This is a genomic window from Paraburkholderia ultramafica (assembly GCF_902859915.1).
GTDB classification, from domain to species: domain Bacteria; phylum Pseudomonadota; class Gammaproteobacteria; order Burkholderiales; family Burkholderiaceae; genus Paraburkholderia; species Paraburkholderia ultramafica.
Genome location: NZ_CADIKK010000041.1, coordinates 1 through 25,746, shown reverse-complemented (window position 1 = coordinate 25,746; position 25,746 = coordinate 1). Strand labels below are relative to the sequence as shown.

Sequence of the window (25,746 nt, the reverse complement as noted above, 5' to 3'; positions counted from 1 at the left end):
ACCTGCCTAGCGGAGGGCGCACGAATGTCAATTGCGGGGCCTACGCGCGCGACCGCGGGCTCAACGGCGACTTCGTTGAAATCGTATTTGCCGGATCCGTCAACATGGTGTTGAACGCCAACAACCCATAAAGGCGAGGCGCTCGCGGCCGCCCCCGCAAGCTTATCCATCGCCACGGCAGATCAAACCCTGTTCAGCGCGGCCGGGCTCAACCGAGCCTAGCCGCTAGCCATCGCTTCCTTCGACGCAACAACTAGGAAAGGCGACAGGCGGTCAGCAGGGCGAGCGCCTCCCGCAGAAGCGCTACGGACGCATTGACGTCTGACGTCGGCCCGTCCGCTCTGCCGGTCATGGACAGGTAGGCGAAGTGAACGGCCGGGGAATGCTTCGCCAATGCCACCAAATGCGGGCCGCTCGGGCCGCGCACGCCGCCCAGCCAATTCTGGACCGTTCGTTCACTCGCTCCTGTCCAGCGGGCGAGCTTTTTGATTGTCTGACGGGAGCCGCCGAGCTCTTCTTTGAGCGCCATGGCTATCGCCAAGGGATATTCCGCGCCGATTTCTTCTTTCTTCCCGCGCAATTTCTTGCGTGTTGTCGGCAACATTTTTCGCGCCTCCAAAACTATATTCCCTCAACGCAAGCAACGAAACGGGACCGGCCTGTCTCCCCTCCACAGGAGCATCCAGCAAAAATAGCCGACCCCTCGCGGTTCACGGGAGGCAGGGTGGAACGAGCATCGCGCAACAAAGCCCCGCAAGACACCGGCGGCCGAGGCCGCGCGGCGGCGTATGTGCGAATGTCGACGGAGCACCAACAATACTCAACCGAAAATCAGAAAGACGTCATTCTGGCGTTTGCCGAAAGCAGAAACCTAGACGTCGTGCGCGTCTATGCGGATGAGGGCAAAAGCGGCCTGCGCCTTGACGGGCGCGACTCCCTCAAAGCCTTGCTGCGGGACGTGGAATCGGGAGCCGCAGATTTTTCCGTTATCCTCGTCTATGACGTCAGCCGGTGGGGCCGCTTCCAAGACCCGGACGAGAGCGCGAGCTACGAGATTCGATGCAAGCATGTGGGCGTGAGGGTGCTCTACTGCGCAGAGCAATTCGAGAACGACGGCAGCCCGGTTTCGAGCATCATCAAGAGCGTCAAGCGGACGATGGCGGGCGAATACAGCCGGGAGCTCAGCGTGAAAGTACACGCTGGGCAATGCCGGCACATCCGCAACGGCTTTCGCCAAGGCGGGCCGGCCGGCTACGGCTTGCGCCGTGTCCGCGTGGACCAGTCTGGCGTCGTCAAAGGCGAACTGAGCCGCGGAGAACACAAGGCCATCCAGACGGACCGGGTCATCCTCATTCCAGGGCCGGCCGACGAACTGGCGATCGTGAGAGGCATCTATCGCCAGTTTGTCGAGGAGGGGCGCTCCGAGACGGAAATCGCCGCGGCCCTGAACGAGGCCGGCGTCCTCACGGATCGCGACACCCTGTGGACTCGGGGAACCGTTCACCAGATCCTCATCAACGACAAATATGTCGGGGACAACGTTTGGAACCGCGTGTCGTTCAAGCTCAAACAAGAGCGCGTCCGAAATCCGCCGGCCTCATGGATTCGCGCGGACAACGCGTTTGAGCCGATCGTCGATCGAATCATTTTCGAGGCCGCTCGCCAAATTATTCTCGCCCGTTCCTACCGCCTGACCGACGCCGACATGCTGGACGCGTTGCGCAAGCTGCTGCTGCGCTACGGCTATCTTTCCGGGATCGTCATCGACGAGGCGCTCGGCTGCCCTTCGAGCAGCGCCTACACGAGCCGCTTCGGCAGCCTGCTTCGAACATACGACCTGATCGGCTACACGCCCGCTCGCGATTATCGTTACGTTGAGATCAATCGCCGTCTGCGGGAGCTCCACCCCGAGGTCGTCTCGCTCGCAGAGCGGGCGATGGCCGAGGCCGGAGCGCGGGTGGAGAGAGACACCGTGTCCGGGCTGCTCTGGGTCAACGAAGAGTTCAAGGTGTCACTGGCCCTGTCCCGTTGCCGTCCGACCGAGGCCGGCTCGAATCGCTGGATCATCCGCTTCGACAACGCGCTTCGGCCTGACATCACCGTCGCGGTTCGAATGGAGCTGGACGCGAAGTCGATCCGCGACTACTACCTGTTGCCGGCCATCGACGTCTCGTCGGACATCGTCCGCTTGGGCGACCACAACGACTTTGGATTCGAGGCTTACCGCTACGAAGATCTCGGCATGCTTTGCCATTTGGCGCGCCGGGTCCCACTGAAGGGAGTCAGCTATGAATGACCGCGTCGACAAGATCGTTTCCGCGCTTTCGCGCAGCGAGCATATCACCTTGATTCCGGTTGAGCGGCTTCGAGTGCTGAACCCCCGGACGCGCAATCCGTATTTCTTTTCGCAGCTCGTCGAGAACATCGCGTCGGTCGGGCTCAAGCGGCCCATCACGGTCGCACATGGCGGATGCGACGCCGAGGGCGAGTGGCACGAGGTGTTGTGCGGGCAGGGGCGCCTCGAAGCGCTCAAAGCGCTGGGCGAGACGCTGATTCCTTGCTCGATTGTCGAAGCCAACGAGATCGACCGCTACCTCATCACGCTGACCGAGAACATTGCGCGGCGACGACATTCGACCGCCGAGCTTTTGAGCGGCCTGCAGGTTCTTCGCGCGAAGGGCTACACAACGGAGGAGATCGCCAAGAAAACCAACCTGGACGACACCTACATCAATGGGATCTTGCAATTGTTGGAGAAGGGCGAGCAACGGCTGATACAGGCGGTTGAAAAGCGCGTTATGCCGCTGTGGCTCGCCGTCGAAGTCGCCCGCGCGCCGACCGAGGAGGTCCAAGTCGCGATGGTCGCCGCCTACGAGTCCAAGACGCTGAACGGAGACCAATTGCTGCGCGTGCGGAGGATCCTCAGCAAACGGGAAGTGTCGGGCAAAAAAATGCACGGCCGCCCGGCGCCTCGAGAAAAGCCAACCCCGCAGAAACTGCTGCGGACTTATAAGAACGAGGTCCGCCGCCAGAAGATGGTCGTGCAGAACGCCAATCTGCAAGAGCAGAGGCTGCTGCTGATCACCTCCGCTCTCAGGCGCTTTCTTGCCGACGAGCATTTCAGGACGCTCTTGCGCGCCGAGGGCGTCAAGGACATTCCCGAGGCGGTCGCTTCTCGCATTCCACCGGAGCTTATGCCATGAGCAACGTCAGACACGGATTTGAGGCACAGGTCGTCGAGATTCCCCTTGAGCGGATCATCGCGGACTCCCAGTTGACCAAAGGCGCCCTGGCGACCTCGAAATACAAAACCATCCTCGGCTCCATCGCGGAGTTGGGCGTGATCGAGCCGCTCGCGGTGTTCCGCTCCCCTCGACGGCTAGGCGACTACGAGCTGCTCGACGGGAGGCTGCGACTTGAGGCGCTCAAAGAGCTAAGCCGGGAGACCGCACCCTGCATGGTCTCGACCGACGACGAAGGCTTCACGTTCAACCGGCACATCACTCGCCTGTCGGCCGTTCAAGAGCACAAGATGATCCGCGCCGCGCTGGCCAAGGGCGCGTCGGAGAAGCGAATCGCCGAGGTCCTACGAATGGATGTCCGGAGCATTCGAGAGCGGGCGACTTTGCTGGACGGCGTCGCGCCCGAGGCCGCCTCGATCCTCAAAAACCGGCAGGCCGCCCCGAAGGTCTTTTCGGTCTTGAAGAAGATGAAGCCATATCGGCAGATCGAAGCCGCCGAAATGATGGTCGCGGCCAACAAGTTCACGGCGACTTACGCGGAGATGATTCTGGTCGCCACGCGAGTCGAGGCGCTGGTCGATGGGGCGAAGCCCAAAAAGAAAAATGAAATCTCGCCGGAAGACCTCGCGAAAATGGAAAGCGAAATGGAGCGGCTGCGGCAAGACTGCCAAGCTGTCGAAGACGAGATCGGCGACACGATGCTGTCCTTGGTCGTCGCCAAAAGCTTCATGGCGCGCCTGCTTCGCAACGAGAACATCCAAGGGCACCTGAGGCGCCACCACGGCGATCTGCTCGCCAGCCTTGTTTCGACAATGGACGCGATTGCCGCCGACAATCGCGTCACCGAGCGAGAATGAGGCAGCGTTCTTCGCGGAGCGATGGAGAGGGCCCTAGGCAAGAAGTCGAGCGTGGCGCCTTCGCTCGGCGAACCTCCTGGCGCTGCATTCCGCATTCGGCAGACGCTTGGAGGAGGCACAAATCGCACGAGATCAACAGCGGAAGCGGCTCTGATCGATACCGTAGCCAGCTCATGGCAGGCCGATGAATTATTCTTGACCCTCGCCTTGGTCCGTGGGTCAAGGGCGCAGCGGGCGCCAGCCCGTGGCTCAAAGAGCCACCCTTGACGCGCGGAACTAGGCCCAACGCTCCCGGCATGTCCGGGGGATGCAACACAGCCCCCGGACAGTGCCACGCGGCGAGCGGGTTTTGACGTTGATGCAGTGACGCATGCGGGTGTTCGGGTGTTCGTGCACGCTGAAGGTGAAAGTCTATGGGGCGTTGGATGTCCCCTCGCCGAGCCTCTTGAGCCGCTGCTCTCCGAACACCCACGGCAGCAGACGAGCCACATTCAACGCATCATGAAGTGCTCGGTGATGCGTGCCTTCGAGCGCAAGGCCCGCCAGCTCGCAGGACTTCTTCAGTCCAACCTCTTTGCCGATTCGCTGTCCCTTGGCAAATAACCGCTTGGCGTTCTCATGCGGGAGCTTGATCGGCGGAGTGACGCTATGGCGAGTGCTGTCGCGCTCGAGCTGCTTGCAGTCATACGTGCCCCAGCTTGTCCAGATTGAACCGGACTGCTGGTAGCGCTCGACGAAATGGTGCAATTCGTCGGCAGCGGCCGGAAACAACGGTGCAGCGTCCACGTCAGCCTGAGTAATACCCGTCAGGCGGGTGCAAAACGCGGTGAGCTACGGATTTAAGATCGGGCGGACGAATGACTGAAAGCGGTCGACCACGGTGCCGTCGACGCCTACCCAGCAAGCACCGATCTCGATCGTTTCCATGTTCTCGGGCGTGATCGCCTCATCATCCGAACACGTTGCTTCCAGATCCACTACTAGGATGTTGTTCAATTTTTAGCTCACAAGTGGCCCGAGACCTGCGCGGGTGGGGCGAGGCCGAGCGCAGGCGGCTGTAACCGCTCAAACTCGCATTTCGATGCCCCGATCGCCCGCTCGGATTGGACGTTCCTGGACGGAACACAGCTAAGGTCGGTGCAGACCGGCTGGCGTGCAAGCGCCTCCGCGTCAGGCACGCCACATGGATTGTCGGCCAGAGGCGCTGCCTGGGCGAATGTGCAAATGGAACCTATGAATGCTAGGTGAAGGATGTATCGTTGCATTTTCGTCTCCAAGCATTAGAGAGCAAATGTACGGGAACGTCGTGGACCGTACGGATACGGACGAGCTTTAGCTCGGACCCGGCGAACTTCAGAATCGACGGGCTGCACGCGAACGGCCGATTGACCGCTTACCGCACGAGAGTAGTGCCTGCCGGCGGTCTCATCAGTCGCATGGCCCAGAATTGCAGCCACCTCTTCCTTCGTGTGGCCGGCGAGCTTAGCGTCCGCAGCAAACTGATGCCGAAGCGAGTAGAGCGTCGGGTATTTCTTGCGGCGGCCGAAGCAGGCTCTTGTCGCTCGCTTCATATAGTGGGTGAGGGATGTTTGCAGCTCGTCGAACCGCATCTCACTCAGGTGTCCCTCCAGCATCGCGAACATCTCCAGTAATACCTCCATATCGGCCGCCGTTGCTTTCGACAGGTCGAGCGTCCGGAACTCTCCGTTCGCCCGACCATTCGTCGCTTTCCCGTTGCGTAGCGTCAGGCACGGTAGACCGGCAATCTCTGTCAGGCCGGCGGACTCCCATTCGCTGGGGCGCAGTCCGGTCAACTGGGCGGCCAGCAGCCAGGTACGAAGGGCGTTCGCGAACTTGTGCCGGCCTACGTTGCCGGCCAGGTAGTCGACGAACTTATCCAGATCCGTTTGCTTGAAGTGTTTCTGTTTGGTCGCCGAAGTTCGGGTGCCGTACTTGAGCGAGCCGGTCGATGGCTCCGAGTCAAGCGCGGCAATGGCGGCCTGCAGTTCTTCGACTGCGACGGATTCGTTTGATTCGTTGGCGAGCCCCTGAAAATGGCTACGGAGAGCGTTCTTGTATTGCTTCCAGGTGTTCTTTGCGATCGTTGGCTTACGTCCGATCAGGTGGTCGACAATGGTCATTGGCGGCATCGAAAAGTGTGAAAAGTAGCCGAGATCACGAGCAGCTCGCGAACGGATTTGCATAGCCTTGATCGCATACGCCATTTCTGTTTTCGGAGTTCTAGTGCTGGTCATCAGATTTATTCTCTTGGTGTCCGTACGTTACTTGGCGTTCCGCCTTCGCTCCTGCGGAGCTCCGCCGAGCGCCAAGTTAACGTCTGTGGTTGCTCGATTGCGTCACATGTGACTCGGATGGCGCAGGATTCTCTACTTGGAAAACAAACAAATGGGCCACATTTGGCGCGCAGGGCAAATCCGCGACGACGAAACAGAGTCACATGTTGCGTATTTGCTTTGAGGATTTCGCCCAATTGGGTCACATGTGGCGCGAAGATCGGTGCTATGCCACCAAATTGAGTCACCTGTTGCTCCGCTGTGTACGCGGCAGCTGCCGCGATTGGGTCACATGTGACCCAATCATCTCTTGCCGCGAACAGAAATGGGTCACATGTGGCCCAGACGCCGCCTCGAGCTAGGAGTCGGGCAACTTGTGATGGAGCGATCATCCTCGTACCTTGTTGCGAGACGATAATCATTGTTGGTCGAGGCAGAAGATCACCGGGCCGTTAGAACCGTAGTTCATTCCCAGAAAATCCCACATCTTGCTTCCATAGGCGTTGGTGCCAGCATAAGCATTCAACCCTGTCCCGCCGTATGAGTTACCCCCACCGTCGGCGGTAGCACAGTACATATGGACCCCGAGGTCGGTCGTTGAATTCGGTGGAAGGATGTAGCCGCTGAGATACAACGTCCCACCGCCTGCAGGCTTCCACACGCCAGATTGACAAAACAGTGGCCCACTGCCAGAACTCCCGATCAATGTGCTTCCGCCACATGGAGCGCCGGCGGTCGCCGCTCCGTTCACTTGAATGTATTCATCTCCTTGGATGCGGCCTGTTGCGTGTAGACGACCGTCACCGCCGCCGCCGCCAACGACCACTTCCCCGCCCGGGTTCCATGGTTTCAAAAAAAGATTGCTGTTCGGCGCCGTGTCGTAATATCCCGTTCCCGTCGCCCGCAGTGCCCCGCCGATGTTGGCGTCCCCATTCATGTTAGTCGTGCCATTCACCATTGCTCCGTTCGCAGTGACGGTTCCTACAGAATTGATGTTCCCTACGATAGCCACGTCAGCTGCGGAGCCGTCGTGGTGCTGTACAAAGAGGCGGCCGTCCTGGTATAGCGCGGAATTCCCGCTGTTGTCGCCGTAGAAACCACTGTTCCCAATCTGCAAGTTGTTACCGGGTGGCAATACTACTTTCTGCGCGTTGACGGTGGCCGCGTTGTTGACGTTGTTCCCTCCCATGTCGATGGCGGTGTTCATCTGGTTCAGTTCGGGATGGCCCGGAACCACCTTGCGATACAGATAGTCGCTGACGAGCGAGCCGTTCTGGAACATCAACGAATAGACCATGTGTCCCGCGCCCGGCGAGCTTGGGATAGTCATCGGTCCCCACGCACCATACGTCCCGACGGCTGCATTGGGGTTGGTCGACGAGATGTAGCCGCCGGCGCCGCCAACGAGTTGCGAAATCTTTCGCATGTTGCGCTCGCTGATGGCCTGCCCGCCCGAGGTCACAATCAGCGTGTCGAGGGAGCCCGGCGTCGTCTGGTAGGCCTGAACCGTTACGGTCTGCTGGTACGGATTCTTGGCGGAGAAGCCGGACGCAAAGAGCTGTGGATACTGACTTTGCAACATAGGCACCGTGATCGTCGCCGGCGTGGCGGCGCTCGCACTTGCGAGCACAACAGCATAGTTATCTTTGATATATTGCTCAGCAGCCCGAACGACCTGCTTATCATGGTCGGCCGTCACCTGATTTATCTTGTTGTCCGCATCGTCCGAGAGCCAACCCCAAACTGCGGGCATAACGAGGCTTGCGACGATAAGAACACCCAGTGTTTCAACGAACGTGATGGCGCCTCTCTGGCGAACAACGCCCGATGTCGATTTCATAGTCATGGTGGGTATCTCGTTACGCACCCGCGAGCGGGCACAAAAGCGTCGTGAAGGACAGGGCGCTGGTGCGCTCGCGACCGCCGGTGGACGGCTGCGCTGCCCACACCGCAAGGGCGTGGACAGCCCCGGCCGAGCGGCCGGGGTGCCGCACCCGCCCACCAGCTCCCCGCGGCCGAGCCCTACGGGCCTGACGCGCCGCGTAGCGGCTTGCCCCATGGTGAAGAAGAAAACACTGGAGCACCCCGGTGGTCATCGTCGATCGCATCGCAGTTGCAATTGAATTACCCGTCATTTCGGTGGAGTCCCGATCACTTAATCAGACTACGCACGTGCGCCAATTTCTCTCTCGCGACGTTCGACGCCGTAGGAGGCGGAGCAGCTTCCCTATCAATCGCCATCGCGCGCTCCCGTCTTGCCCGCACGCCGTGACAGAAGTTCGGGCGAAACTTGCCGTTCTTGTGGAGCCCAACCATGTGGTCTAGCCAAGCGCGGTTGTCCGCGATTCCGCGGCGCTTTCTAAGGGATGCAGCTTCCAATGCACCAGAAAACTCGTCGGCTATCTCCTGAGCAGCCGCGCTATCCAACTGCGATTGCGACAGCGCTTCCAGCAGGACTTCTCTGTAAGGCTCCGCCCATTTATCCACCACCACTACCACCCTCCTCGGCGGACAAGCTGCCGGCGTGTAATCGTTCGCCGATTGAACACCCACGGATCCGAGCTTCGTACCCTTACTGCGACCGCCCGAAGAGCGCGCCGACGTGGTAGTTGTGTGCGTAATCTTTGAAGTAGTCTCTGTATTAGCCGGCGCGCTCCCTCCCATCTGGCCGGCACGAACTCTGCCATCAAGCTGGTCCGGAATCTGCCATCCAGTTGGCGGGAATCCTGCCAACTGGTGGTTTTGCAGCAAGAACTCCGTCAGGCGGTCAAGGTTCACTCGGTAGTACATCCTCGCAGGCACCCCTTTCAAAGCCTCTTCGAGCAGGCCAAGCTCCTTCAGACGCCGCCTTGCTGACTCTTGCCTCGTGCGTGATAAAGCCGTCTCCCATTCCCAGCTTTGCCGCGTACCGTCGAGCGGTGGCAGCAAGCGACCGTCGGGATCTCGCTGTGCGTCGCGCAATTTGAAGAACCATTTGGATGGTCCAATCAGGGACTGCCAATAGCAGGCCTGGCAAAGAAAGACGGTCGCCTCCACATCACCGATTGCACGCGCGATCGCTGGCGAAAAAGGAATGACCTCGCGATTTCCCAGCAGCTGGGCGACGAGGTGGGTGAGCCGGGTTTCAGTCATCACCTAGCTCGAGTTAGCTGACGACGACAGGCATCCGGCGTCGCCCCGTCCGCGGGCTTGGATTCCCCACTACCGGCTCAGTGCGTTGCGTCCGCGCGCCGGCTCGCAACCACTCCCTGATGTCCCCCACCCGCCACCTGAGCCGGTTTAGACCCGTCAAGGGGGCTGGGAAGCCTTTGATTCGCTTTTGCCGAATCGTGATTTCGGCAAAGCCGGTAAAAGCCGCCACCTCGGCCACGCCGATCAGAACGTCGTCCTCGAGGCGTGACACGCGCGACGCTAACGCGTAGTCTCTCTGCTGTGCTTCCATTAGCTATCTCCAAAGTTCTGCAGCTCACGTTCGCACTGTGATTCACGAGTGCAGAAACTAGGGAGGACAAAAATCCGACAGTCAGGCAGATCGTGAGAAACTGGGCGCTTAGGAAGGTATTGCAGGACTGGAAGAAACGCGGGGTGCAAAAGGCAAGAGCGATGCAACCCGCCGAGGCAACCTCGTCGACGTTGCGGCATATTCGCCAGATGGCGTGCCGAAAATCCGGCGTCGCCGACTGCGGCTGCTGGTCAGGTGGCGAACTGGCGATTCCCCTCGGACAGTATCCTTGCCGCGATTGCAACGAGCCCGGCATCGCAATGCGGGAGTTCTCCCATGCACTGTTTGGGTCAGGCAGCGGCGGAAATTTCAAGGAAGAGCGGGTGATGCGCCGTTGGATGTCCCCGGACGCCCCGGCTCCGATGGCGTTGAATGACTACCGGCGAGCACTTGCAAATGCCTGGGTTCACGGCTGGCTGACTTCAGGCCAAGCCGCTTCGATGCTGCAGGCGGCGCTTGAATTAGAAGCGACCTCCTCGGCGTTGCGTCGCCTACTGAAACGTCGCGGTGCGAAGCCCGTGTGCGAAGCCGCGTTTCACGAGGCGGTCGACGTCGAGCTAGCTGAGATCGAGGGTGAGTTGATGCTCAAAGCGAAGGTCGGCATCACGCGACCAGCCGCGTGCGCCCCCGAGGCCAGGCAGTCGGCGATCACATGGCTCAATGCCACAAATTCGCCACGCGAGGCATGCTCGGACTAACTACTCCGAGCGAACGCCTGCTAACGTAAGCTATTGTCCAGAAAGCCAATTTTTGCTAACCTCAGCTTACGGTAAAGGCACCAATTCCGATTCACACGGCAGGGGTCACTGGTTCGATCCCAGTACTACCCACCAGAATTTTGGTGTGTCAATCACCGAAGATTAAAGGGCTTACGCAGCAATGCGTAAGCCCTTTTCTATTTTCCGCGCGCGGTTTCGACGTCCTCGTTTTTCGAAGCCCGGCTGGAGAACTTTGAGTCCAGCGCACGTCTCATTCGAAAAGCGCGACGCACTGCAACTATCCGCCCCATTTCGCAGCGGCAATGAATAAAAGCCAACGGACATATCGCGGCGCGATTTCCTCATCGAGTTTCGTCGCGTCAACAGCGAGAATTCGTACGATTGCGACCGCCGGATACTGCTGATATAGTCGGCTCTCGGTGCATTCGCTCCGCCCATCTTCTCCACCTCATTCGACCAACAGGGAGGCGTCACATGTTCGCAGTGCATTTCGCTCTCCCCCGGCTGGTCGCGCGAGCGCTCTCACGACCTTAAAAGTCGTCAGATCGTCGCTTATGCGCGTCCGTCCAGACAGGCGGGACGCGCAAATCCCAGACAGTTCATAGCCCCATTGCCAGTGCAGTCCGGCACGCTTTGACTGTTTCATCCTTTCGCTTCTGACTGGAACCTCGGCGCGTTCGTGCGTCGCCGGGTCGTTGCAAATGGCTAACAAAAAACTCGACTTTCGCGGACAGTCCTTCAAGGATGTCCTCGGCTTCACCTTCCGTCACTGGGCGCAACAGCCGTGGCGCATCGTCGTCATCGCGGCGCTGGTGCTGCTCTCGGCATTGGCGGATGTGCTCACGCCGATGTTCGCCGGACGCCTCGTCGACGCGATCGCGTCCGGCCCGGCCGCCGATCACGCCGGCTGGCATGCGGCGCTCACGGCCTTCGGCGTGCTGGCCGCGCTCGGCCTCGGCGCCACACTGCTTCGCCAGGGTGTGTACTTCAACATCATCAAGCTCACGCTGAAGATGATGAGCGAGATCGCCGCGAACGCGTTTCATCGCGTGCAACGCTTTTCGACCGATTGGCACGCCAACAGCTTTGCCGGCTCTACGGTGCGCAAGATCACGCGCGGCATGTGGGCGCTCGACCTGCTCAACGACACGCTGCTGATCGCGCTGCTCCCGTCGCTGGCCATGCTGGTCGGCGCGACGGCGTTGCTCGGCTGGCGCTGGCCGATGATGGGCGCGGTCGTCGGGATCGGCTCGGTGCTGTATCTCGCGGTGACCGTGGCGATGTCGCTCGGCTTCGTCGCGCCGGCCGCGCGCCTCGCGAACGCATGGGACACGCGCATGGGTGGCGCGCTCGCCGACGCGGTCAGCTGCAACGGCGTGGTGAAGGCTTTCGGCGCCGAGGAACGCGAGGAAGCGCTACTGCAGCGCGTGATCGGCAAGTGGCGTCACCGGACGCGCCGCACGTGGGTCCGCGGCACGATCAACGGCGGCGTTCAGGGTGGCATGATGGTGGCGATCCAGGCCGCCATTCTCGGTACGGCGCTGCTGTTGTGGGTGCGGGGCGAGGCCAGTGTCGGCGACATCACTTTCGCGCTGACGATGTTCTTCATGCTGCAAGGCTATTTGCGTGATGTCGGCATGCACATCCGCAACCTGCAACGCTCGGTCAACGACATGGAAGAGCTGGTGTCATTGGAAAGCCAAGCGCTCGGCATCGAGGACCATCCCGGCGCGGGTCCGATCACGATCGGCCAGGGCGAAATCCGCTTCGAGCACGTCACTTTCCACTACGGCGCGCATAGCCAACCGCTCTACGACCACTTCTCCGTGCGCATCGCGCCGGGCGAGCGCATCGGGCTGGTCGGGCATTCGGGTTCGGGAAAGACGACCTTCATCAAGCTGATCCAGCGCCTGTATGACATTTCCGGAGGCCGGATCACGATCGACGGTCAGGACATCGCTCATGTGCGGCAAGCGTCGTTGCGCAGCCAGATCGCGATCGTTCAGCAGGAGCCGGTGCTGTTTCACCGCTCGCTCGCCGAGAACATCGCCTATGCGCGGCCCGGCGCGAGCCGCGCCGAGATCGAGCGCGCCGCGAGGCTCGCGAGCGCGCACGGCTTCATCACCGCGCTGCCCAATGGCTACGACACGCTGGTCGGCGAGCGCGGCGTCAAGCTCTCGGGCGGCGAACGTCAGCGCGTCGCGATCGCGCGGGCATTCCTCGCCGACGCTCCGATCCTGATTCTCGACGAAGCCACATCGAGCCTCGACAGCGAAAGCGAAGTGCTGATCCAGCAAGCGATGGAACGGCTGATGATGGGCCGCACGACGCTGGTGGTCGCGCACCGCCTGTCCACCGTGCGCGCGCTGGACAGGTTGCTGGTGCTGGACAAGGGCAAGGTCATCGAGGAAGGCAGTCACGACGCGCTGATCCGGCGCGAGAACGGCCTGTACCGACGCTTGTTCGAACGTCAGGCGCTGGAGCTCGTCAAGGGCCTCGGCGAATCGGACTTCATGCGCGAGACTGCCGGCACCAACGCGAACAGGATGGATGACTCGAGCCTGGTAGTGGGAAAGTAAATCGCAGCGAACGTGTGGGCTCGCGACTACACCACGCCGGCCGGCAACCCGATGCCGCGCGCCATCCCCGTTGCCGCAAACACCATCAGAACCAGCAACACCGTCTGGATCACACTGTAGCGCGCATATGAACGCGCATTTTTCAGATTCGGCGGCACGCCTTTACGGACCGACGCGCGCCAGCGCATCAGCGCGAGCATCGACGGGATTTCGAGGATCAGAATCAGCACGAGCAGCGTCATCTTGACGTGGAAGAGCGGCTCATGCAGATAGTAGTCCGCGCCCTTCTCGTAGCTGCCGAACACGCGCATCAAGCCTGTGACGATCAGCACCAGTGCGGAAATGCCCCACCGGGTATCCGCGCGAAATAGCGAGCGCAGCGCGGCAGGCACGGAGGCGCGGCGCAGCGCCCACGTGCGCCGGAGAATCGACGCGAGCGCAAAACCGTAAGCGAGCAGATGAAGGGCGGCAAGCAACCAGCGAACCAGCATAGCGACTCCTGCAAAAGACGCGACACGATCGATGTATGTCCTACTTACCCGGGCTGAAGGGTCGGGCACCATCACTTCATTATCAGCCAAGGCTCGATTTACGACGTGCTCATCGGCCACACGGTGTGGTCGACTGCACAAAGCATGCAGCTTCAGACTTGCCGCAGAGTTGTGTCAAGCGCACGGGCGGCGACCCGATCGCCTTCGGTCATCAGCGTGGCGCGAAAGACGGTTTGCCGATTGTGGCCCGCGGCGGCCGGCGAATCCCACAGCAATTCGACTTTCGGACGGCGGCCCAATGTGCCGCGCGCGAGCGCCGGGGCCGCGACCGAACCCAGCGGAGCAGCCGTTGCACCCGGCTCGCCTAGCGCGCCGAACGCGACCGCGGGGGTGGGCGTCGGCGTGGCCCGGAGGTCCTGCCCGGCGGCCCAGCGCACGGACAATTCACGCGCGTCGTACTGCCCTACCTTGCGGCGCTCGGCCCATACGATCACGGTGCGCGTGGCCGGATCGAGCGCGACCGCATAACGGCCGATCGCAAAGCGCCGCGCGGCAATGTTGGTCCGCCACAGCGGACGCGGCCGGCAGATCCACACGACGGCCGCGTACAGGAGCGGCGCGGCCAGCAGCCAGCCGTTGGTGGCCGCCACCGCTTGCACGGCGCGCCGCCAACCGGCGCTCGCCACAAATGCGCCGACCGACCAGACCGCAAACAGGAGCCCAAGAAAAGCGAACAGACGCAACGCCTGGCGCAGCCATTGCGGCAGCGGATGAAACGGACGCTCGGCCACGGCACGCGCGCCCGGCAGGAAGATCAGCAGGAACAGGAAAACCAGGTTGATGCACGCCCATGGCGACGACACCATCGCCGACAGCGCAGCGGCCAGATCCATCTGCGCCATCGAAAAAAGCCAGCGAGCGACAAGCACGAGACCGATGGCGCGCAACGCGAAAATCGTTCCGGCGCCAGGCGCGGCATTCGCACGCGTCTCCTTCGTTCTCGCCAAGGCATCCTCCTGTCGTCGGCGCGCCGCAGCCAGATTTGCGGCAGGGCCATTATAGGGATATTACCGAGAGTGGCTCATTCTTACCGGTCCGAAATCCACACTTTCGGCCACTCACTACAAAAAACGCGGCGCGCATGCAACAACGCCCCGTGAGCGGGTTGCTCACGGGGCGTTGCTGGTGGCGCTGGCGAGCGCCCGAAAGCGCTCCTTCATCCCACCTGACTGCCTGACCTGCCGCCAATCAGCTCGCGTTGACTTCACGCAGCACGGTGCGGTGCTTCTGACGCAGCAGTTCTTCGTAGGTCGCGACGTAGTTCTTCGCCATCACCTTCGATGAGAAGCGCGACTCGAACGCCTTGCGCACGTTGGCGCGCGGCAGCGTGTGCAGACGCTTCACGGCGGCAACCGCGCTGATTTCGTCTTCGACGACAAAACCCGACACGCCGTTTTCGATCACTTCCGGCACCGAACCGCGGTTGAACGCGATCACCGGCGTACCGCAAGCCATCGCTTCGATCATCACCAGACCGAAGGGCTCCGGCCAGTCGATCGGGAACACCAGTGCATGCGCGTTGCCGAGGAACTCACGCTTTTCGGCTTCGCCGATTTCGCCAATGTATTCGACGTGCGGGAGCGCCATCAGCGGCTTGATCACTTCTTCGTAATAGGCACGATCGGCCTTGTCGATTTTGGCGGCGACCTTGAGCTTCATGCCTGCCTGGCCGGCGATACGGATCGCACGGTCGAGACCCTTCTCCGGCGAGACGCGTCCAAGGAATGCGAGGTAGCCCGGCTCGACGTCCTTGATCGGCGTGAGCACGTTTTCCGGCAGGCCGTGATAAACGGTTTGCAGCCAGTTCGCCTGTTGCAGCGGGACGCGCTGGTTGTCCGAAATCGACACCACCGGCACGTCGCTGAACGTGTTGAAGATCGGCTGCAGTTCCGGCAGATCGAGACGGCCGTGCAGCGTCGTCACGAACGGCACCGGCTGGCGCGCGAACAGCGAGAACGGGTAGTAGTCGATGTGGAAATGCAGCACGTCGAATTCGTCCGCGCGGCGGCGCACTTCTTCGAGCAGCAGCATGTGCGGCGCCATCACGTCGCGGATCGTCGGGTCGAGGCGCAGCGCCTGCGGCCAGAAGGCTTCGAGTTTCGCCGAGGTTTGCGAATCGCCGCTCGCAAAAAGCGTGACGTCGTGGCCCTGTTCGACCAGCGCTTCAGTCAGATAGGACACCACGCGTTCCGTACCACCATACAGCTTGGGAGGAACCGCCTCGTGCAACGGAGCGATTTGAGCGATTCGCATAATGGAGAACTCCTAGTAAAAAATCAGGCAAAAGTACTGCGTTGGGTAAAAGCGACTCGCTTGCTCGCCAGGGCAGTCTGGCCGGACATGCCGGCGCGGGCCTGATTCTTTCGAGAAATCCTGCGATGGATCGCTTGGGTAGTGAGCCCAGACCGGCTGATCACCGTCTGCGCATGCGCGAGTAGTAAACGCGCATGTGACACCTACGTTGACAAACTGTCAGATATTTCCGTGGGCTCTGCAGAGCACGCATTATCGATGCCGGAAATCTCGCTGCACCACAACATTTCAAAGTCTTTACGTTGTTACAAACGCGAAACACTTTGCAAACCATTGTTTTATAAGACAGTTCTACAGTGGCAACTGGCTTTCGGCAGCGACCGCCAGTGCGGCGTCTGTAAGCTCCTGCGTCAACTGTGCCGGCAGGCGTTGAAGAATTGCCGCGGCGCGTTTGAATGCAATCTGTAATTATATCTCGAAATTGTCCGCAACCTGCGTGAACCACCGGCCCAGCGACGGGTCGAGCAACTGCAGAGCGCGGAGGTCTATCGCGAAATCAGTCGCGTCAATGCCCGGATACACAGGGCGCAATCGCTTTTGCATGTTTACAATGCGAAGCATCGGCTTCGCGGCGAACCCACTTCCGTGTGGTCTGCGCTTTGCACGCACAACCTGAAATACATCGACTTCACGATCAATTGGAACACTTAACCATCGCCCAGCGTAACGCCCAGAACGCAAAGCTCGCGAGCTATGCGCACCGGCCGCTTGCGTTCCTTTTCCGCTTTATCCGCCGCCATCCGCTCGCGCATGCGACCGTGCTGTGCAGCGTGTTTGCGGCCGTGGGCTGTGCGCTCGCTTCGCAATATGCAATCAAGCATCTGATCGACGTGCTCGGTGAAGGCCGGCATCACCCCGGTCCGCTGTGGGGGGCGTTCGCCATCCTGGTCGGCCTGATTGCCGCGGACAACCTGCTGTGGCGGGTCGGCGGCTGGGTCGCCGCGCATACGTTCGTCGCCGTGACCGGCGACCTGCGGCGCGACCTGTTCCAGTATCTGAGCGGACACTCGCCGAGCTATTACGCCGAGAAGCAGCCCGGCATGCTCGCGAGCCGGATCACCGCGACCTCAAACGCCGTTTACACCGCCGAAAACACCACCGCCTGGAACGTGCTGCCGCCCTGCATCGCGGTGCTCGGCGCAATCGTCATGATCACCGCGGTGAATCCGTTGATGGCCGGCGGCCTGATGCTGTGCTCGGCGATTCTGTCGGTCGTGCTGTACAAGCTCGCCGGGCGCGGCTCGGCGCGCCATCACCATTTCGCCACCAAGGCGGCGTCGGTGGACGGCGAACTGGTCGACGTGATCAGCAACATGGGTCTGGTGCGCGCGTTCGGCATGACGTTTCGCGAGCAGCAGCGTTTCGGCGCGACGGTCAAGGCGGAAATGGATGCGCGCCAGCAGAGCCTGCTGTATCTCGAGAAGCTGCGCCTGCTGCACGCGGTGATCACCGCCCTGCTGTCGGCGGGCTTGCTGGGCTGGGCGCTGTGGCTGTGGGATCAAGGCAAGGCGACCTCGGGCGACATCGTGCTCGTCAGCTCACTCGGCTTCACGATTCTGCACGGCACGCGCGACCTGGCCGTCGCGCTGGTCGATGTCACGCAGCACGTCGCGCGGCTCGCGGAGGCCGTGCGCACACTGCTCGAACCGCACGGCATGCCGGACCGCGACGGCGCGACCGAACTCGTGCCGCAAGGCGGCCGGGTCGATTTCGAAGGCGTGACGTTCGCGTACCCGCGCCGCCGGGCGATTCTCGATCACTTCGACCTGCATATCGAACCCGGCCAGCGAGTCGGCCTGATCGGCAAGTCGGGCGCGGGCAAATCCACCGTGCTGGCGCTGCTGCAGCGCTTCTACGACACCCAGGGCGGCGCGATCAAGATCGACGGCGAGGACATTGCCGCGATCACCCAGGACAGCCTGCGCCATACGATTGCGCTGGTGCCGCAGGATATCTCGCTGTTCCACCGCACGGTGTACGAGAACATCGCTTATGGCCGCCCCGAAGCGAGCCGTGAAGAAGTGATCGCGGCCGCTCGCGAAGCGCGTTGCTCCGACTTTATCGAGGCGATGCCGGAAGGCTTCGACACGATCGTCGGCGACCGCGGGGTGAAGCTGTCCGGCGGTCAGCGTCAGCGGATCGCGATTGCGCGGGCCATCCTGAAGAACGCGCCGATCCTGCTGCTCGACGAAGCCACCTCGGCGCTCGACAGCGCGTCGGAAGAAGCGATCCAGAAGGCGCTCGACCGGCTGATGGTCGGCCGCACAGTGATCGCGATCGCGCACCGGCTGTCGACGCTGAACAACTTCGACCGGATCATCGTGATGAGCGCCGGCAAGGTCATTGACGACGGCAGCCCGGAAGAGTTGCGCCAGCGCCCGGGCCTGTATCGCGACCTGCTCGCGAAGCAGTATGGCAAGGCCACCACGCTGCACATCGGCGGCAAGAAAGTCGACGAACAGCACGTGGTCTGAGCAACCCGCCGCGCTGTGAGTGAATGACCAGCCAGTAAAAAAGCCGCTCAGTTCAAAGAGAGCGGCTTTTTCATTTTGCAAACCCGAAGCAGACGGCCCCAAAGAGCCTCAACCGACAGCACCTACCCAGCGAGGCTTTCGCGCACCACCCGCTTGCCCGCTGCGGCACGCCCCTTCGCGCTTCTGGTGCTCTTTACACCAGCGACGCTCTGCAAATCGCGCATGAAGTTATCGCGCCACACCGACACATTGTTCTCGCGCAACTGCACCATCATGTCGCGATAGCGCGCCTGGCGCTCCGCGAGCGGCATCGCGAGCGCCGTGGCGAGCGCCTCGGCCATGCCGTCGATGTCGACCGGATTGACGATCAGTGCCCCCTCCAGTTCCTGCGCCGCGCCGGCAAAGCGCGACAGCACCAGCACGCCCGGATTCTCCGGATCCTGCGCCGATACGTACTCCTTGGCGACGAGGTTCATCCCGTCGCGCAACGGCGTCACGTAACCGACGTGCGCGGTGCGAAACAACGCGGCCAGCACCGAGCGCTCGTACTGCTTGTGGATGTAGAGGATCGGCGTCCAGTCCAGTTCGGCGAAGCGTCCATTGATGCGCCCCGACTCCCCTTCAAGCTGCAAACGGATGTCCTGGTACGCGTGCATGTCGGCGCGCGTCGGCGGCGCGATCTGCAGGAACGACACCTTGTTGCGTTGCGCGGCCGAGTGCTCGAGCAGGCGCTCGAACGCGCGAAAACGTTCGACCAGTCCCTTTGAATAATCGAGGCGGTCCACGCTCATGATCAGCTTGCGCGAATGCAGCGTCGCCTTCATCGTGCGCACCGGCTTGCCGCGCTCGCCGGCTTTCGCGAGTTCGGCGATCTCGTCCGGATAGACGCCGATCGGATAAGCCGCCGCGCGCAATGTGCGGCCGAACGCGTGGACAGTCAGCGGGCCGCTGGCCGACGCGTCGACCGAGCCATTCGCCTCATTGACGACGTAATCGCAGAACGCGCGCAGGTCCGGCGCGGTCTGGAAGCCGAGCAGATCGAACGAACACAGCGCCTCGACCAGTTCGCGATGCGGCGGCACCGCGAGCAGCACCTGCGAAGCCGGAAACGGAATATGCAGAAAGAAGCCGATGCGGTTCTTCACGCCGGCCGCGCGCAGCGCTTGCGCGAATGGAATCAGGTGATAGTCGTGAACCCAGATCACATCGTCTTCGCGCAGCAGCGGCACGAGTTGTTGCGCGAGCCACGCATTGACGCGGCAGTAGCCCTCGAAGTCGTGCCGGTCGTATTGCAGCAGGTCGGCGCGATAGTGGAACGCCGGCCACAGCGTGGCGTTCGAGAAGCCGCGATAGTACTGGTCGTAGTCGCGGCGCATCAGCGCAACGGTCGCGAAGGTCACCGGACCGCGCTCCTCGACCTTGATCTGCGGCTGGCCCGAGCTGAGCACGTCGCCGCTCCAGCCGAACCACATGCCGCCGGTTTCCTTCAGCGCGTCATACACGCCGACCGCCAGACCGCCCGCCGCCGGGCCGCCCTCCGAGATGGGCGCCACCCGGTTCGATACGATGATCAGTCGGCTCATGAAGCGGGATTCCCGATGCAGTACGTTGTTAGCGTTGAGCGATGCGGCGCCGGCATCATGCTGCGCGCGCCGCCGCGACTATCGATTCCAGCCAGTCGAGCAGCGCCGGGACCGATTCGATGCGCGTGTGCGCCATCGTCTCGCCCGCGCCGACCTTGATCGACAGGCCGCCGCGCTCGTTGACGACGGCGAAGCCTTTCTCGTCGGTCAGATCGTCGCCGGCAAACACCGGCTGGCGGCCGACGAACGGCGGCTCGTCGAGGAACGCGCGCATCGCGCGGCCCTTGTCGACATCCTTTGGCTTGATCTCGTAGACCATCTTGCCGGGCTGCAGCACGTACGAGCCGGGGTAGTCGGCCACCAGCCGCTGGGTCGCCTCGCGCGCAACCGGCTCGCGGTCCGGCGCATTCCGATAGTGCAGCGCGAGCGCCGCGCCCTTGATCTCGAGCAGCATGCCGGGGTGTTCGTTGACGACCTGCGCGAGCACCTGCTCCATACGCAAGAGCCGCTCGTCATGGAAGCCGATGCGCTGCGTGTCGCCGTTCGCATCGCGCCGCTCGGCGCCGTGCAAACCGGCAATCGGCAAATCGGGCATGCCGAGGAAAGCGTCGATGCTGTCGATGCCGCGGCCCGACACGATCGCGACCGCGCCGTTCGTCAGGTTGCGCAACCCGGTCAGCAGCTCGATCACGCGCGGTTGCACCAGCACGCCGTCCGGCGTGGGCGCGAGTTCGACGAGCGTACCGTCGAAATCGAAGAAAAATGCCGTCTCGCTCGGAGACAGAACAGCCGGAAGTGCTTGCATCGCCTGGGTTCGCCTTTCAGCCTTCTGCGGCCGGAAAAGTGTGCGCATCTTACCGCGCATCCGTCAATTTTTCGAGCAAGTAAGCCGGGACTCAAGCCCCGCCGGGTGCCACGCGCCCCGCCTTGCGACGATTGCGTTCAAAAAGGGAACAATCCGGCTTCGGCCAGCTTTCGCCCGGCTGCGTCAAATTGCCTCGCAAACCGCGCGCCGTGGGCGCTGCGCGGCGTCGCCGGCGATTTTGCGCTACAGTCGCTGCCACGCAGACGATTGCCGTTGGCGCCATATTTGCACACTATCTAGTGGACCACGCGCCGCACGAGAATCAGGCGGAATCCAGCGGCGCCATTCATTGGCGCCGTGATGCGCCGCTCTTCAATCGAGTCATTGAACCCTGCTTTGTTCCCGACCATCTCATCCCGACACCCGCAGCCGCCGCTCGCCGCACCGCGCCGGCGGTGGTCCTCGCGCCGGTTCGCGCTGACTGTGATGATAGGCGCACTGACCGCGCTCGCCGGCTGCACGCATCGCGCCGAGCCGTGGCAGTTGGCCAATGTGACCGGCCATCTGCCGGACCTCGATTTCACGCTGACCGGCGACGACGGCCGTCCCGTCAACGGCGATTCGTTCAAAGGCCGCACCTCGCTCGTCTACTTCGGCTATACGCATTGCCCGGACGTCTGTCCTGAGACGATGGGCCGGCTGATGCAGGTGCTCGGCAAGCTCGGCCCTGACGCGCAGAAGGTGCGTATCCTGTTCATCACTGTCGATCCCGCGCGCGACACGCCGCAAGCGTTGCACGATTACGTCGGCGCGTTCGACTCGCAGCACGCCGAAGGGCTGACCGGCACCGACTGGCAGATCGAGTCGCTCGCCAAGCGTTATCGCGTGGCGTATCAGATGGAAAAGCGCGACCCCGGCGGCAATTACGAAGTCACTCACAGTTCCGCCGTCTACGTGTTCGACAGCCAGGGCCACGCGCGCCTGCTGGCCACCGATCACGACACTCCCGATACGATCGCGCAAGACCTGCGCCGTATCATTGATGACCGCTCCTGACCTTTCCCGAGTCCATTCATGTTGATCAAGAAAAAAACGTTCGCTTCACTGAGCTGCGCCCTCGTCCTCTCGTTCGGATTCGCTGCGGCCGCGCATGCCGCCGGCGCCAACGCGATCAGCGTCAAGGACGCGTGGGTCCGCTGGCTGCCGAACAATCTGCCCGCCGCCGGCTATGCAACGCTGGTGAACGCGAGCGACAAGCCGGTCGACCTCGTCGATATTTCGAGCAACGACTACGGCGACGCGATGCTGCATCAGACCGTGTCGAACGGTTCGTCGCAAAAGATGGTGATGGTCGACAAGCTGACGGTGCCCGCGCACGGTCAGGTATCGATCTCTCCGGGCGGCTATCACGTGATGCTCGAAGACGCGAAGCACAAGGTCGCACCGGGCGACACCGTCCATCTGACGTTGAAGTTCTCCGACGGCGAAACGCTCGATACGCCGTTTGTCGTCAAGTCGCCGGCCCAGACCAAGTAACGTGCCGCGATGAATCTGCTCTACTGGCTCGATCCCTGGGAGTTCTCGCCGACCGTCGTGATCGCGCTGCTGGTGCCGGCGATCCTGTTCGCGCGCGGCGCGCGCAAGGCGCAAGTGTCGCTCGCGCGGCGCCTCTCGTTCTGGTTCGGGCTGGTGGCGTTGTATGTCGTGCTGCATACGCGGCTCGATTATTTCTTTGAGCATGAGTTCTTCATGCATCGCTTGCAGCATCTGGTGCTGCATCACCTCGGGCCGTTCTTCATCGTGCTGTCGTATCCGGGCGCGGCGTTGCGCGCCGGTATTCCGTTCAGCTGGCGGCAGCGCTTCGTACGGCCCGCGCTGGAGACGCCGGTGGTCCGCAAGCTGCTCGACGTGGTGATGCACCCAGTTGTCGCGGTCACGTTGTTCGTCGGGCTGATTTACTTCTGGCTGATGTCGCCGATCCATTTCGTCGCGATGCTCGACTGGCGGCTTTATCGCGTGATGAACTGGAGCATGGTGATCGACGGCCTGCTGTTCTGGTGGCTCGTGCTCGATCCGCGGCCGGCGCCGCCGGCGCGTTTGTCGCCGGGCAAGCGCGTGCTGGTGGTGATCGCCGCGATTCCGCCGCAGATCATCCTCGGCGCGTTCATCTTTTTTACGCCGCACGAGCTGTATCCGATCTACTCGATCTGCGGCCGTGCGTTCACGTGGCTCAGCCCGATGCGCGATCAGCAGATCGGCGGGCTGCTGCTGTGGATTCCGGGTTCGATGATGAGCGTGATCGGCGCGCTGATCGCGCTGCGTCACTGGATGCGGCTGTCGGCTCGCGGACGCCTGCGCGCTGAACGGCGCGCGAAGACGGCGCGCGGGTTGGCGCATAGCGCGTCAGCGTCAGCACCGGCGCGCGGCCAGCGCTGATGGCGGCCGATTGAAGCGAAGCACTTGAATGAAGCGCGCCGGCGCATAGGCGCCGAGGCTCGATGACAAGCTCAGGCCGAACGCATCCACACATGCGGGATGCCGTCCTCGTCATGGATCTCCGAGACCGGCGCAAACCCGAATGCGCCATAGAAGCCTTGCAGATGCGCCTGTGCGTGCAGACGGATCGGCGTAGCGGGCCATTGCGCGCGGATATGCGTGAGCGAGCGTTCGAGCATCGCATTGCCCAGACCGAGACCGCGGAATTGCGCCATGGTCAACACGCGTCCGATACGCACGTCGGTGTCGGCAGCATCCGGCAGCAGCACACGCAGATAACCCGCCAGTTGCGGCAGCGCTCCGTCGATGCCAGGGCCATAGGCAGACAGATGCCAGGCCTGCATATCGAGCCCGTCGATATCGCCATACACGCAGTTCTGCTCGACGACGAACACCGCGCTGCGCGCGGCCAGCATCTCATAGACTTCGATGCTCGTGAGGTCCGCGAAGGTTTTCCAACGCCATTCGAGTTGGGCGAGCCGCGTGGCGGCGGTTTGCTGCGATTCAGTCATCAGTGCTTTCAGAAAAGGGGCGCCACTATGCGGGCAACGAGCCGCAATTATGCCGCGCGTGGCGGCCTTAAGCTATGAAGCCATGCCACGCATCAGCCGCGATGCGTGGCGGGCCGGATCAAAGGGCGTCTGACCCACGCTATAGCGGATCTGATAGCCACGCTGTGCTTCGGGTTGTCGCCACACGCGTCACACAGAATCTCACGGATGCGGCCGCACGTTGGCAGCCGAGCCGCTGCGTGCCTAAGAGACCACTTCGACAGGCCGCGCAAGGCACTCGATCAAATTGCCGGGGCCGCACAGATGCAGCGCGCCGACAACTACCAGCGTCCGCTCGCGCTGTTCGGGCAACTCCTGCAAACGCGCGGCCCATGCGCGATTGCGCGCATCGAGAACGGCGTGGCGGATGCCCGGCAGGTTGAACATCGGCGACTCGACGGCGATCTGTTGCACCGCTTGCAGATCGCCCTCCAGCCAGGCCGCGTGCATCCGTTCGAGCGTGCGCTGCGGCTCGTCGTGATCGGCCATCAGCAAGCCGAGCGCCGCGCCGACGGCCTCCAGCGGAATCGATTCGAGCGCCGCCGCCACGTCCTGCGCGGTCTCGAGATAGCGATAGGGTTTGGCTTGCGCGCTCGCCGAGCGCAGCATGCGCGGCTCGACTCCTTCGACGGCCTGCTGGAGCAGCGTCGGCGCGACGATCAGCGCTGCCCACGGACGCAGTTCGTCGAGCGGCGCCAATGGGCCCTCGACAGGCCACAGAGCCCGGAGTTGCGCCCATGCGTCGGCGGACAGAAACGGTTGCAATTGAACGGCGCCGCGCTGAGCGTCGGTCTTCAGAAACGGCAGGATGGCCGGCGGATCGGATTCGAAGACCAGCGCTTCGGCCCACTCATAAGCTTCGGCGACCCATGGCGGGGTTCTGCGGCTCGTCGCGGGAAACAGATGCATCGAGCCGAGCAGGCGCACGTTCGTGCCGGTGAGTTGTAGGTACATGCGGCCTCGGTATGAACAGCCAATCGCGCAAAAAAAGCGCGCGCGCTGTTCTGCAATTCAATCGATAACGCGCGGCACGGCGCGCCGGTTCATGGCTCCACGCCATGCGGTCCGCACCGTGAACGCGACGAACAGTAGAAAGACGATCTGCGAAAGATACAGTTCCATCCGAATCGGCTGATGCAGCGCGAACCGGGAATTGTGCGCCACATCCGTCACAATCACGGCGAGCAGAGTATCAGCCCTGCTCGCGGCATGACCAGCAGCAGCAGAGCGGTCAGCGGATCGATGAAGAGCAGCGGGCTCCGGTAGATTCGCGTGAGCGGCGCGACGCCACCGTAGTCCCATCCGAGGCTGTGAGCTAACACCATTTGCAGATGCGTCCACGTGGCGGCGCCAAGACAGAGTACGTAGATCCACGCGCAGGTGGAACGAACGGCGATGGATATCCTGGATGCGCATGTGCAGCGAATCTTGAAGTAGCTGCGGAAAAAAGAAAAGCCCCGACAAGTCGGGGCTTTTCTTTACATCAACTACTGGAGGCGCGAGCCGGAGTCGAACCGGCCTAAACGGCTTTGCAGGCCGCTGCATAACCGCTTTGCTATCGCGCCGCAAGCGGACTGGAACCTGGCTGCAGGCTCGCAGTTTTGTCTGGTGGACGATCGGAACGACCGGCCCATCAAACAAAAAGGGAAGCGCTGCTTCCCCTTATGTATGGAGCGGGAGACGAGGCTCGAACTCGCGACCTCAACCTTGGCAAGGTTGCGCTCTACCAACTGAGCTACTCCCGCATCGTGCTGCTAACTACTGCCTTATTTACTGCAAC

Annotated in this window: 22 protein-coding genes, 2 tRNA genes and 1 pseudogene; 9 read left to right on the top strand and 16 right to left on the bottom strand. The window is 62.2% G+C overall.

Features of this window, described 5'->3' with window-relative positions; genetic code table 11:
- Positions 1-253: 253 nt before the first annotated feature.
- Positions 254-604, bottom strand: a complete 351-nt coding sequence (locus HV744_RS30920; RefSeq protein ID WP_175153132.1) for a helix-turn-helix domain-containing protein — start codon at positions 602-604, stop codon at positions 254-256.
- Between the two features lie 192 nt (positions 605-796).
- Between HV744_RS30920 and HV744_RS30915 the strand changes: the two genes are divergently transcribed.
- The 3 genes from HV744_RS30915 to HV744_RS30905 are packed head-to-tail and all read left to right on the top strand — an operon-like array spanning position 797 to position 4,099.
- Positions 797-2,296, top strand: coding sequence for a recombinase family protein (locus tag HV744_RS30915; RefSeq protein ID WP_175153163.1), 1,500 nt, complete (start codon positions 797-799; stop codon positions 2,294-2,296).
- Entirely contained in the window at positions 2,289-3,203 is a 915-nt protein-coding gene (locus tag HV744_RS30910; protein ID WP_175153131.1) for a ParB/RepB/Spo0J family partition protein, read from the top strand. The genes HV744_RS30915 and HV744_RS30910 overlap by 8 nt, the downstream gene beginning before the upstream one ends.
- The gene (locus HV744_RS30905; RefSeq protein ID WP_175153130.1) at positions 3,200-4,099 is read left to right on the top strand and encodes a plasmid partitioning protein RepB C-terminal domain-containing protein; all 900 of its coding nucleotides are present in this window, start codon (positions 3,200-3,202) and stop codon (positions 4,097-4,099) included. Before HV744_RS30910 ends, HV744_RS30905 begins: the two co-directional genes overlap by 4 nt.
- Positions 4,100-4,510: 411 nt before the next feature.
- Here the strand turns inward: HV744_RS30905 and HV744_RS30900 are convergent.
- The 5 genes and pseudogenes from HV744_RS30900 to HV744_RS30885 all read right to left on the bottom strand — a co-directional run.
- Positions 4,511-4,918, bottom strand: a pseudogene (locus HV744_RS30900) (3'-5' exonuclease); the annotation flags it as partial.
- Positions 4,919-4,930: 12 nt separating this feature from the next.
- Positions 4,931-5,095, bottom strand: a complete 165-nt coding sequence (locus HV744_RS38335; RefSeq protein WP_343056479.1) for a hypothetical protein — start codon at positions 5,093-5,095, stop codon at positions 4,931-4,933.
- Between the two features lie 284 nt (positions 5,096-5,379).
- Positions 5,380-6,354 carry a site-specific integrase gene (locus tag HV744_RS30895; protein ID WP_175153129.1) on the bottom strand — a complete coding sequence of 325 codons (975 nt, stop codon included), beginning with the start codon at positions 6,352-6,354 and terminating at the stop codon, positions 5,380-5,382.
- A 457-nt stretch (positions 6,355-6,811) separates the two neighbouring features.
- Positions 6,812-8,239, bottom strand: a complete 1,428-nt coding sequence (pilV, locus tag HV744_RS30890) for a shufflon system plasmid conjugative transfer pilus tip adhesin PilV (protein WP_175153128.1) — start codon at positions 8,237-8,239, stop codon at positions 6,812-6,814.
- Between the two features lie 305 nt (positions 8,240-8,544).
- Positions 8,545-9,525 carry a hypothetical protein gene (locus HV744_RS30885; protein ID WP_175153127.1) on the bottom strand — a complete coding sequence of 327 codons (981 nt, stop codon included), beginning with the start codon at positions 9,523-9,525 and terminating at the stop codon, positions 8,545-8,547.
- A gap of 471 nt (positions 9,526-9,996) precedes the next feature.
- On the opposite strand from HV744_RS30885, the gene HV744_RS30880 reads away from it, so the two are divergent.
- Together HV744_RS30880 and HV744_RS30875 are read left to right on the top strand one after the other, a co-directional pair.
- Complete coding sequence (locus HV744_RS30880; protein WP_175153126.1) at positions 9,997-10,593, top strand: hypothetical protein; 597 nt, start codon at positions 9,997-9,999, stop codon at positions 10,591-10,593.
- A 722-nt stretch (positions 10,594-11,315) separates the two neighbouring features.
- Positions 11,316-13,193, top strand: coding sequence for an ABC transporter ATP-binding protein (locus tag HV744_RS30875; protein ID WP_175153125.1), 1,878 nt, complete (start codon positions 11,316-11,318; stop codon positions 13,191-13,193).
- Positions 13,194-13,219: 26 nt separating this feature from the next.
- Here the strand turns inward: HV744_RS30875 and HV744_RS30870 are convergent, their stop codons facing one another.
- From HV744_RS30870 to HV744_RS30860, 3 genes are all read right to left on the bottom strand, one after another.
- On the bottom strand, positions 13,220-13,684 hold the full coding sequence (locus HV744_RS30870; RefSeq protein ID WP_175153124.1) for a DUF2214 family protein: 465 nt from the start codon (positions 13,682-13,684) through the stop codon (positions 13,220-13,222).
- 152 nt (positions 13,685-13,836) lie between these two features.
- Entirely contained in the window at positions 13,837-14,691 is an 855-nt protein-coding gene (locus tag HV744_RS30865) for a hypothetical protein (protein ID WP_175153123.1), read from the bottom strand.
- A gap of 241 nt (positions 14,692-14,932) precedes the next feature.
- Positions 14,933-15,997 carry a glycosyltransferase family 4 protein gene (locus HV744_RS30860; RefSeq protein ID WP_175153122.1) on the bottom strand — a complete coding sequence of 355 codons (1,065 nt, stop codon included), beginning with the start codon at positions 15,995-15,997 and terminating at the stop codon, positions 14,933-14,935.
- Between the two features lie 698 nt (positions 15,998-16,695).
- Between HV744_RS30860 and HV744_RS30855 the strand changes: the two genes are divergently transcribed.
- Complete coding sequence (locus HV744_RS30855) at positions 16,696-18,531, top strand: ABC transporter ATP-binding protein (protein WP_175153121.1); 1,836 nt, start codon at positions 16,696-16,698, stop codon at positions 18,529-18,531.
- A gap of 122 nt (positions 18,532-18,653) precedes the next feature.
- Here the strand turns inward: HV744_RS30855 and otsA are convergent, their stop codons facing one another.
- Positions 18,654-20,114, bottom strand: coding sequence for an alpha,alpha-trehalose-phosphate synthase (UDP-forming) (gene otsA, locus HV744_RS30850; protein ID WP_175153120.1), 1,461 nt, complete (start codon positions 20,112-20,114; stop codon positions 18,654-18,656).
- A 55-nt stretch (positions 20,115-20,169) separates the two neighbouring features.
- Positions 20,170-20,919 (bottom strand): trehalose-phosphatase, encoded by a 750-nt coding sequence (gene otsB, locus HV744_RS30845; protein WP_175153119.1) that lies wholly within the window; start codon positions 20,917-20,919, stop codon positions 20,170-20,172.
- 360 nt (positions 20,920-21,279) lie between these two features.
- Here otsB and HV744_RS30840 point away from each other — a divergent pair, with 360 nt between their 5' ends.
- Genes HV744_RS30840 through HV744_RS30830 form a run of 3 tightly spaced genes read left to right on the top strand, consistent with a single transcriptional unit; the run spans position 21,280 to position 23,355 of the window.
- Complete coding sequence (locus HV744_RS30840; protein ID WP_425497889.1) at positions 21,280-21,975, top strand: SCO family protein; 696 nt, start codon at positions 21,280-21,282, stop codon at positions 21,973-21,975.
- 18 nt (positions 21,976-21,993) lie between these two features.
- A complete protein-coding gene (locus HV744_RS30835) occupies positions 21,994-22,455 on the top strand; it encodes a copper chaperone PCu(A)C (protein WP_175153118.1) in 462 nt (153 codons plus the stop codon).
- Positions 22,456-22,464: 9 nt separating this feature from the next.
- Positions 22,465-23,355 (top strand): cytochrome c oxidase assembly protein, encoded by an 891-nt coding sequence (locus HV744_RS30830; RefSeq protein ID WP_175153117.1) that lies wholly within the window; start codon positions 22,465-22,467, stop codon positions 23,353-23,355.
- A 71-nt stretch (positions 23,356-23,426) separates the two neighbouring features.
- Here HV744_RS30830 and HV744_RS30825 read toward each other — a convergent pair whose 3' ends face one another.
- The 5 genes from HV744_RS30825 to HV744_RS30805 form a co-directional block, all read right to left on the bottom strand.
- Positions 23,427-23,927, bottom strand: a complete 501-nt coding sequence (locus tag HV744_RS30825; protein WP_175153116.1) for a GNAT family N-acetyltransferase — start codon at positions 23,925-23,927, stop codon at positions 23,427-23,429.
- Between the two features lie 243 nt (positions 23,928-24,170).
- Positions 24,171-24,920 carry a TraB/GumN family protein gene (locus tag HV744_RS30820; protein ID WP_175153115.1) on the bottom strand — a complete coding sequence of 250 codons (750 nt, stop codon included), beginning with the start codon at positions 24,918-24,920 and terminating at the stop codon, positions 24,171-24,173.
- A gap of 221 nt (positions 24,921-25,141) precedes the next feature.
- Positions 25,142-25,291: a hypothetical protein gene (locus HV744_RS30815; RefSeq protein ID WP_175153114.1), complete on the bottom strand. Its 150-nt coding sequence runs from the start codon at positions 25,289-25,291 to the stop codon at positions 25,142-25,144.
- A gap of 166 nt (positions 25,292-25,457) precedes the next feature.
- Positions 25,458-25,531, bottom strand: a tRNA-Cys gene (locus HV744_RS30810).
- Positions 25,532-25,635: 104 nt separating this feature from the next.
- Positions 25,636-25,711 (bottom strand) — tRNA-Gly (locus HV744_RS30805).
- Between the last annotated feature and the right edge of the window lie 35 nt (positions 25,712-25,746).

What these genes read in the sequence shown, in the direction of transcription:
- HV744_RS30920 (WP_175153132.1), bottom strand. Translation starts at nt 604, where the DNA reads ATGTTGCCGACAACACGCAAGAAATTGCGCGGGAAGAAAGAAGAAATC.
- HV744_RS30915 (WP_175153163.1), top strand. Translation starts at nt 797, where the DNA reads ATGTCGACGGAGCACCAACAATACTCAACCGAAAATCAGAAAGACGTC.
- HV744_RS30910 (WP_175153131.1), top strand. Translation starts at nt 2,289, where the DNA reads ATGAATGACCGCGTCGACAAGATCGTTTCCGCGCTTTCGCGCAGCGAG.
- HV744_RS30905 (WP_175153130.1), top strand. Translation starts at nt 3,200, where the DNA reads ATGAGCAACGTCAGACACGGATTTGAGGCACAGGTCGTCGAGATTCCC.
- HV744_RS30895 (WP_175153129.1), bottom strand. Translation starts at nt 6,354, where the DNA reads ATGACCAGCACTAGAACTCCGAAAACAGAAATGGCGTATGCGATCAAG.
- pilV (WP_175153128.1), bottom strand. Translation starts at nt 8,239, where the DNA reads ATGACTATGAAATCGACATCGGGCGTTGTTCGCCAGAGAGGCGCCATC.
- HV744_RS30885 (WP_175153127.1), bottom strand. Translation starts at nt 9,525, where the DNA reads ATGACTGAAACCCGGCTCACCCACCTCGTCGCCCAGCTGCTGGGAAAT.
- HV744_RS30880 (WP_175153126.1), top strand. Translation starts at nt 9,997, where the DNA reads ATGCAACCCGCCGAGGCAACCTCGTCGACGTTGCGGCATATTCGCCAG.
- HV744_RS30875 (WP_175153125.1), top strand. Translation starts at nt 11,316, where the DNA reads ATGGCTAACAAAAAACTCGACTTTCGCGGACAGTCCTTCAAGGATGTC.
- HV744_RS30870 (WP_175153124.1), bottom strand. Translation starts at nt 13,684, where the DNA reads ATGCTGGTTCGCTGGTTGCTTGCCGCCCTTCATCTGCTCGCTTACGGT.
- HV744_RS30860 (WP_175153122.1), bottom strand. Translation starts at nt 15,997, where the DNA reads ATGCGAATCGCTCAAATCGCTCCGTTGCACGAGGCGGTTCCTCCCAAG.
- otsA (WP_175153120.1), bottom strand. Translation starts at nt 20,114, where the DNA reads ATGAGCCGACTGATCATCGTATCGAACCGGGTGGCGCCCATCTCGGAG.
- otsB (WP_175153119.1), bottom strand. Translation starts at nt 20,919, where the DNA reads ATGCAAGCACTTCCGGCTGTTCTGTCTCCGAGCGAGACGGCATTTTTC.
- HV744_RS30840 (WP_425497889.1), top strand. Translation starts at nt 21,280, where the DNA reads ATGCGCCGCTCTTCAATCGAGTCATTGAACCCTGCTTTGTTCCCGACC.
- HV744_RS30835 (WP_175153118.1), top strand. Translation starts at nt 21,994, where the DNA reads ATGTTGATCAAGAAAAAAACGTTCGCTTCACTGAGCTGCGCCCTCGTC.
- HV744_RS30830 (WP_175153117.1), top strand. Translation starts at nt 22,465, where the DNA reads ATGAATCTGCTCTACTGGCTCGATCCCTGGGAGTTCTCGCCGACCGTC.
- HV744_RS30825 (WP_175153116.1), bottom strand. Translation starts at nt 23,927, where the DNA reads ATGACTGAATCGCAGCAAACCGCCGCCACGCGGCTCGCCCAACTCGAA.
- HV744_RS30820 (WP_175153115.1), bottom strand. Translation starts at nt 24,920, where the DNA reads ATGTACCTACAACTCACCGGCACGAACGTGCGCCTGCTCGGCTCGATG.
- HV744_RS30815 (WP_175153114.1), bottom strand. Translation starts at nt 25,291, where the DNA reads ATGGTGTTAGCTCACAGCCTCGGATGGGACTACGGTGGCGTCGCGCCG.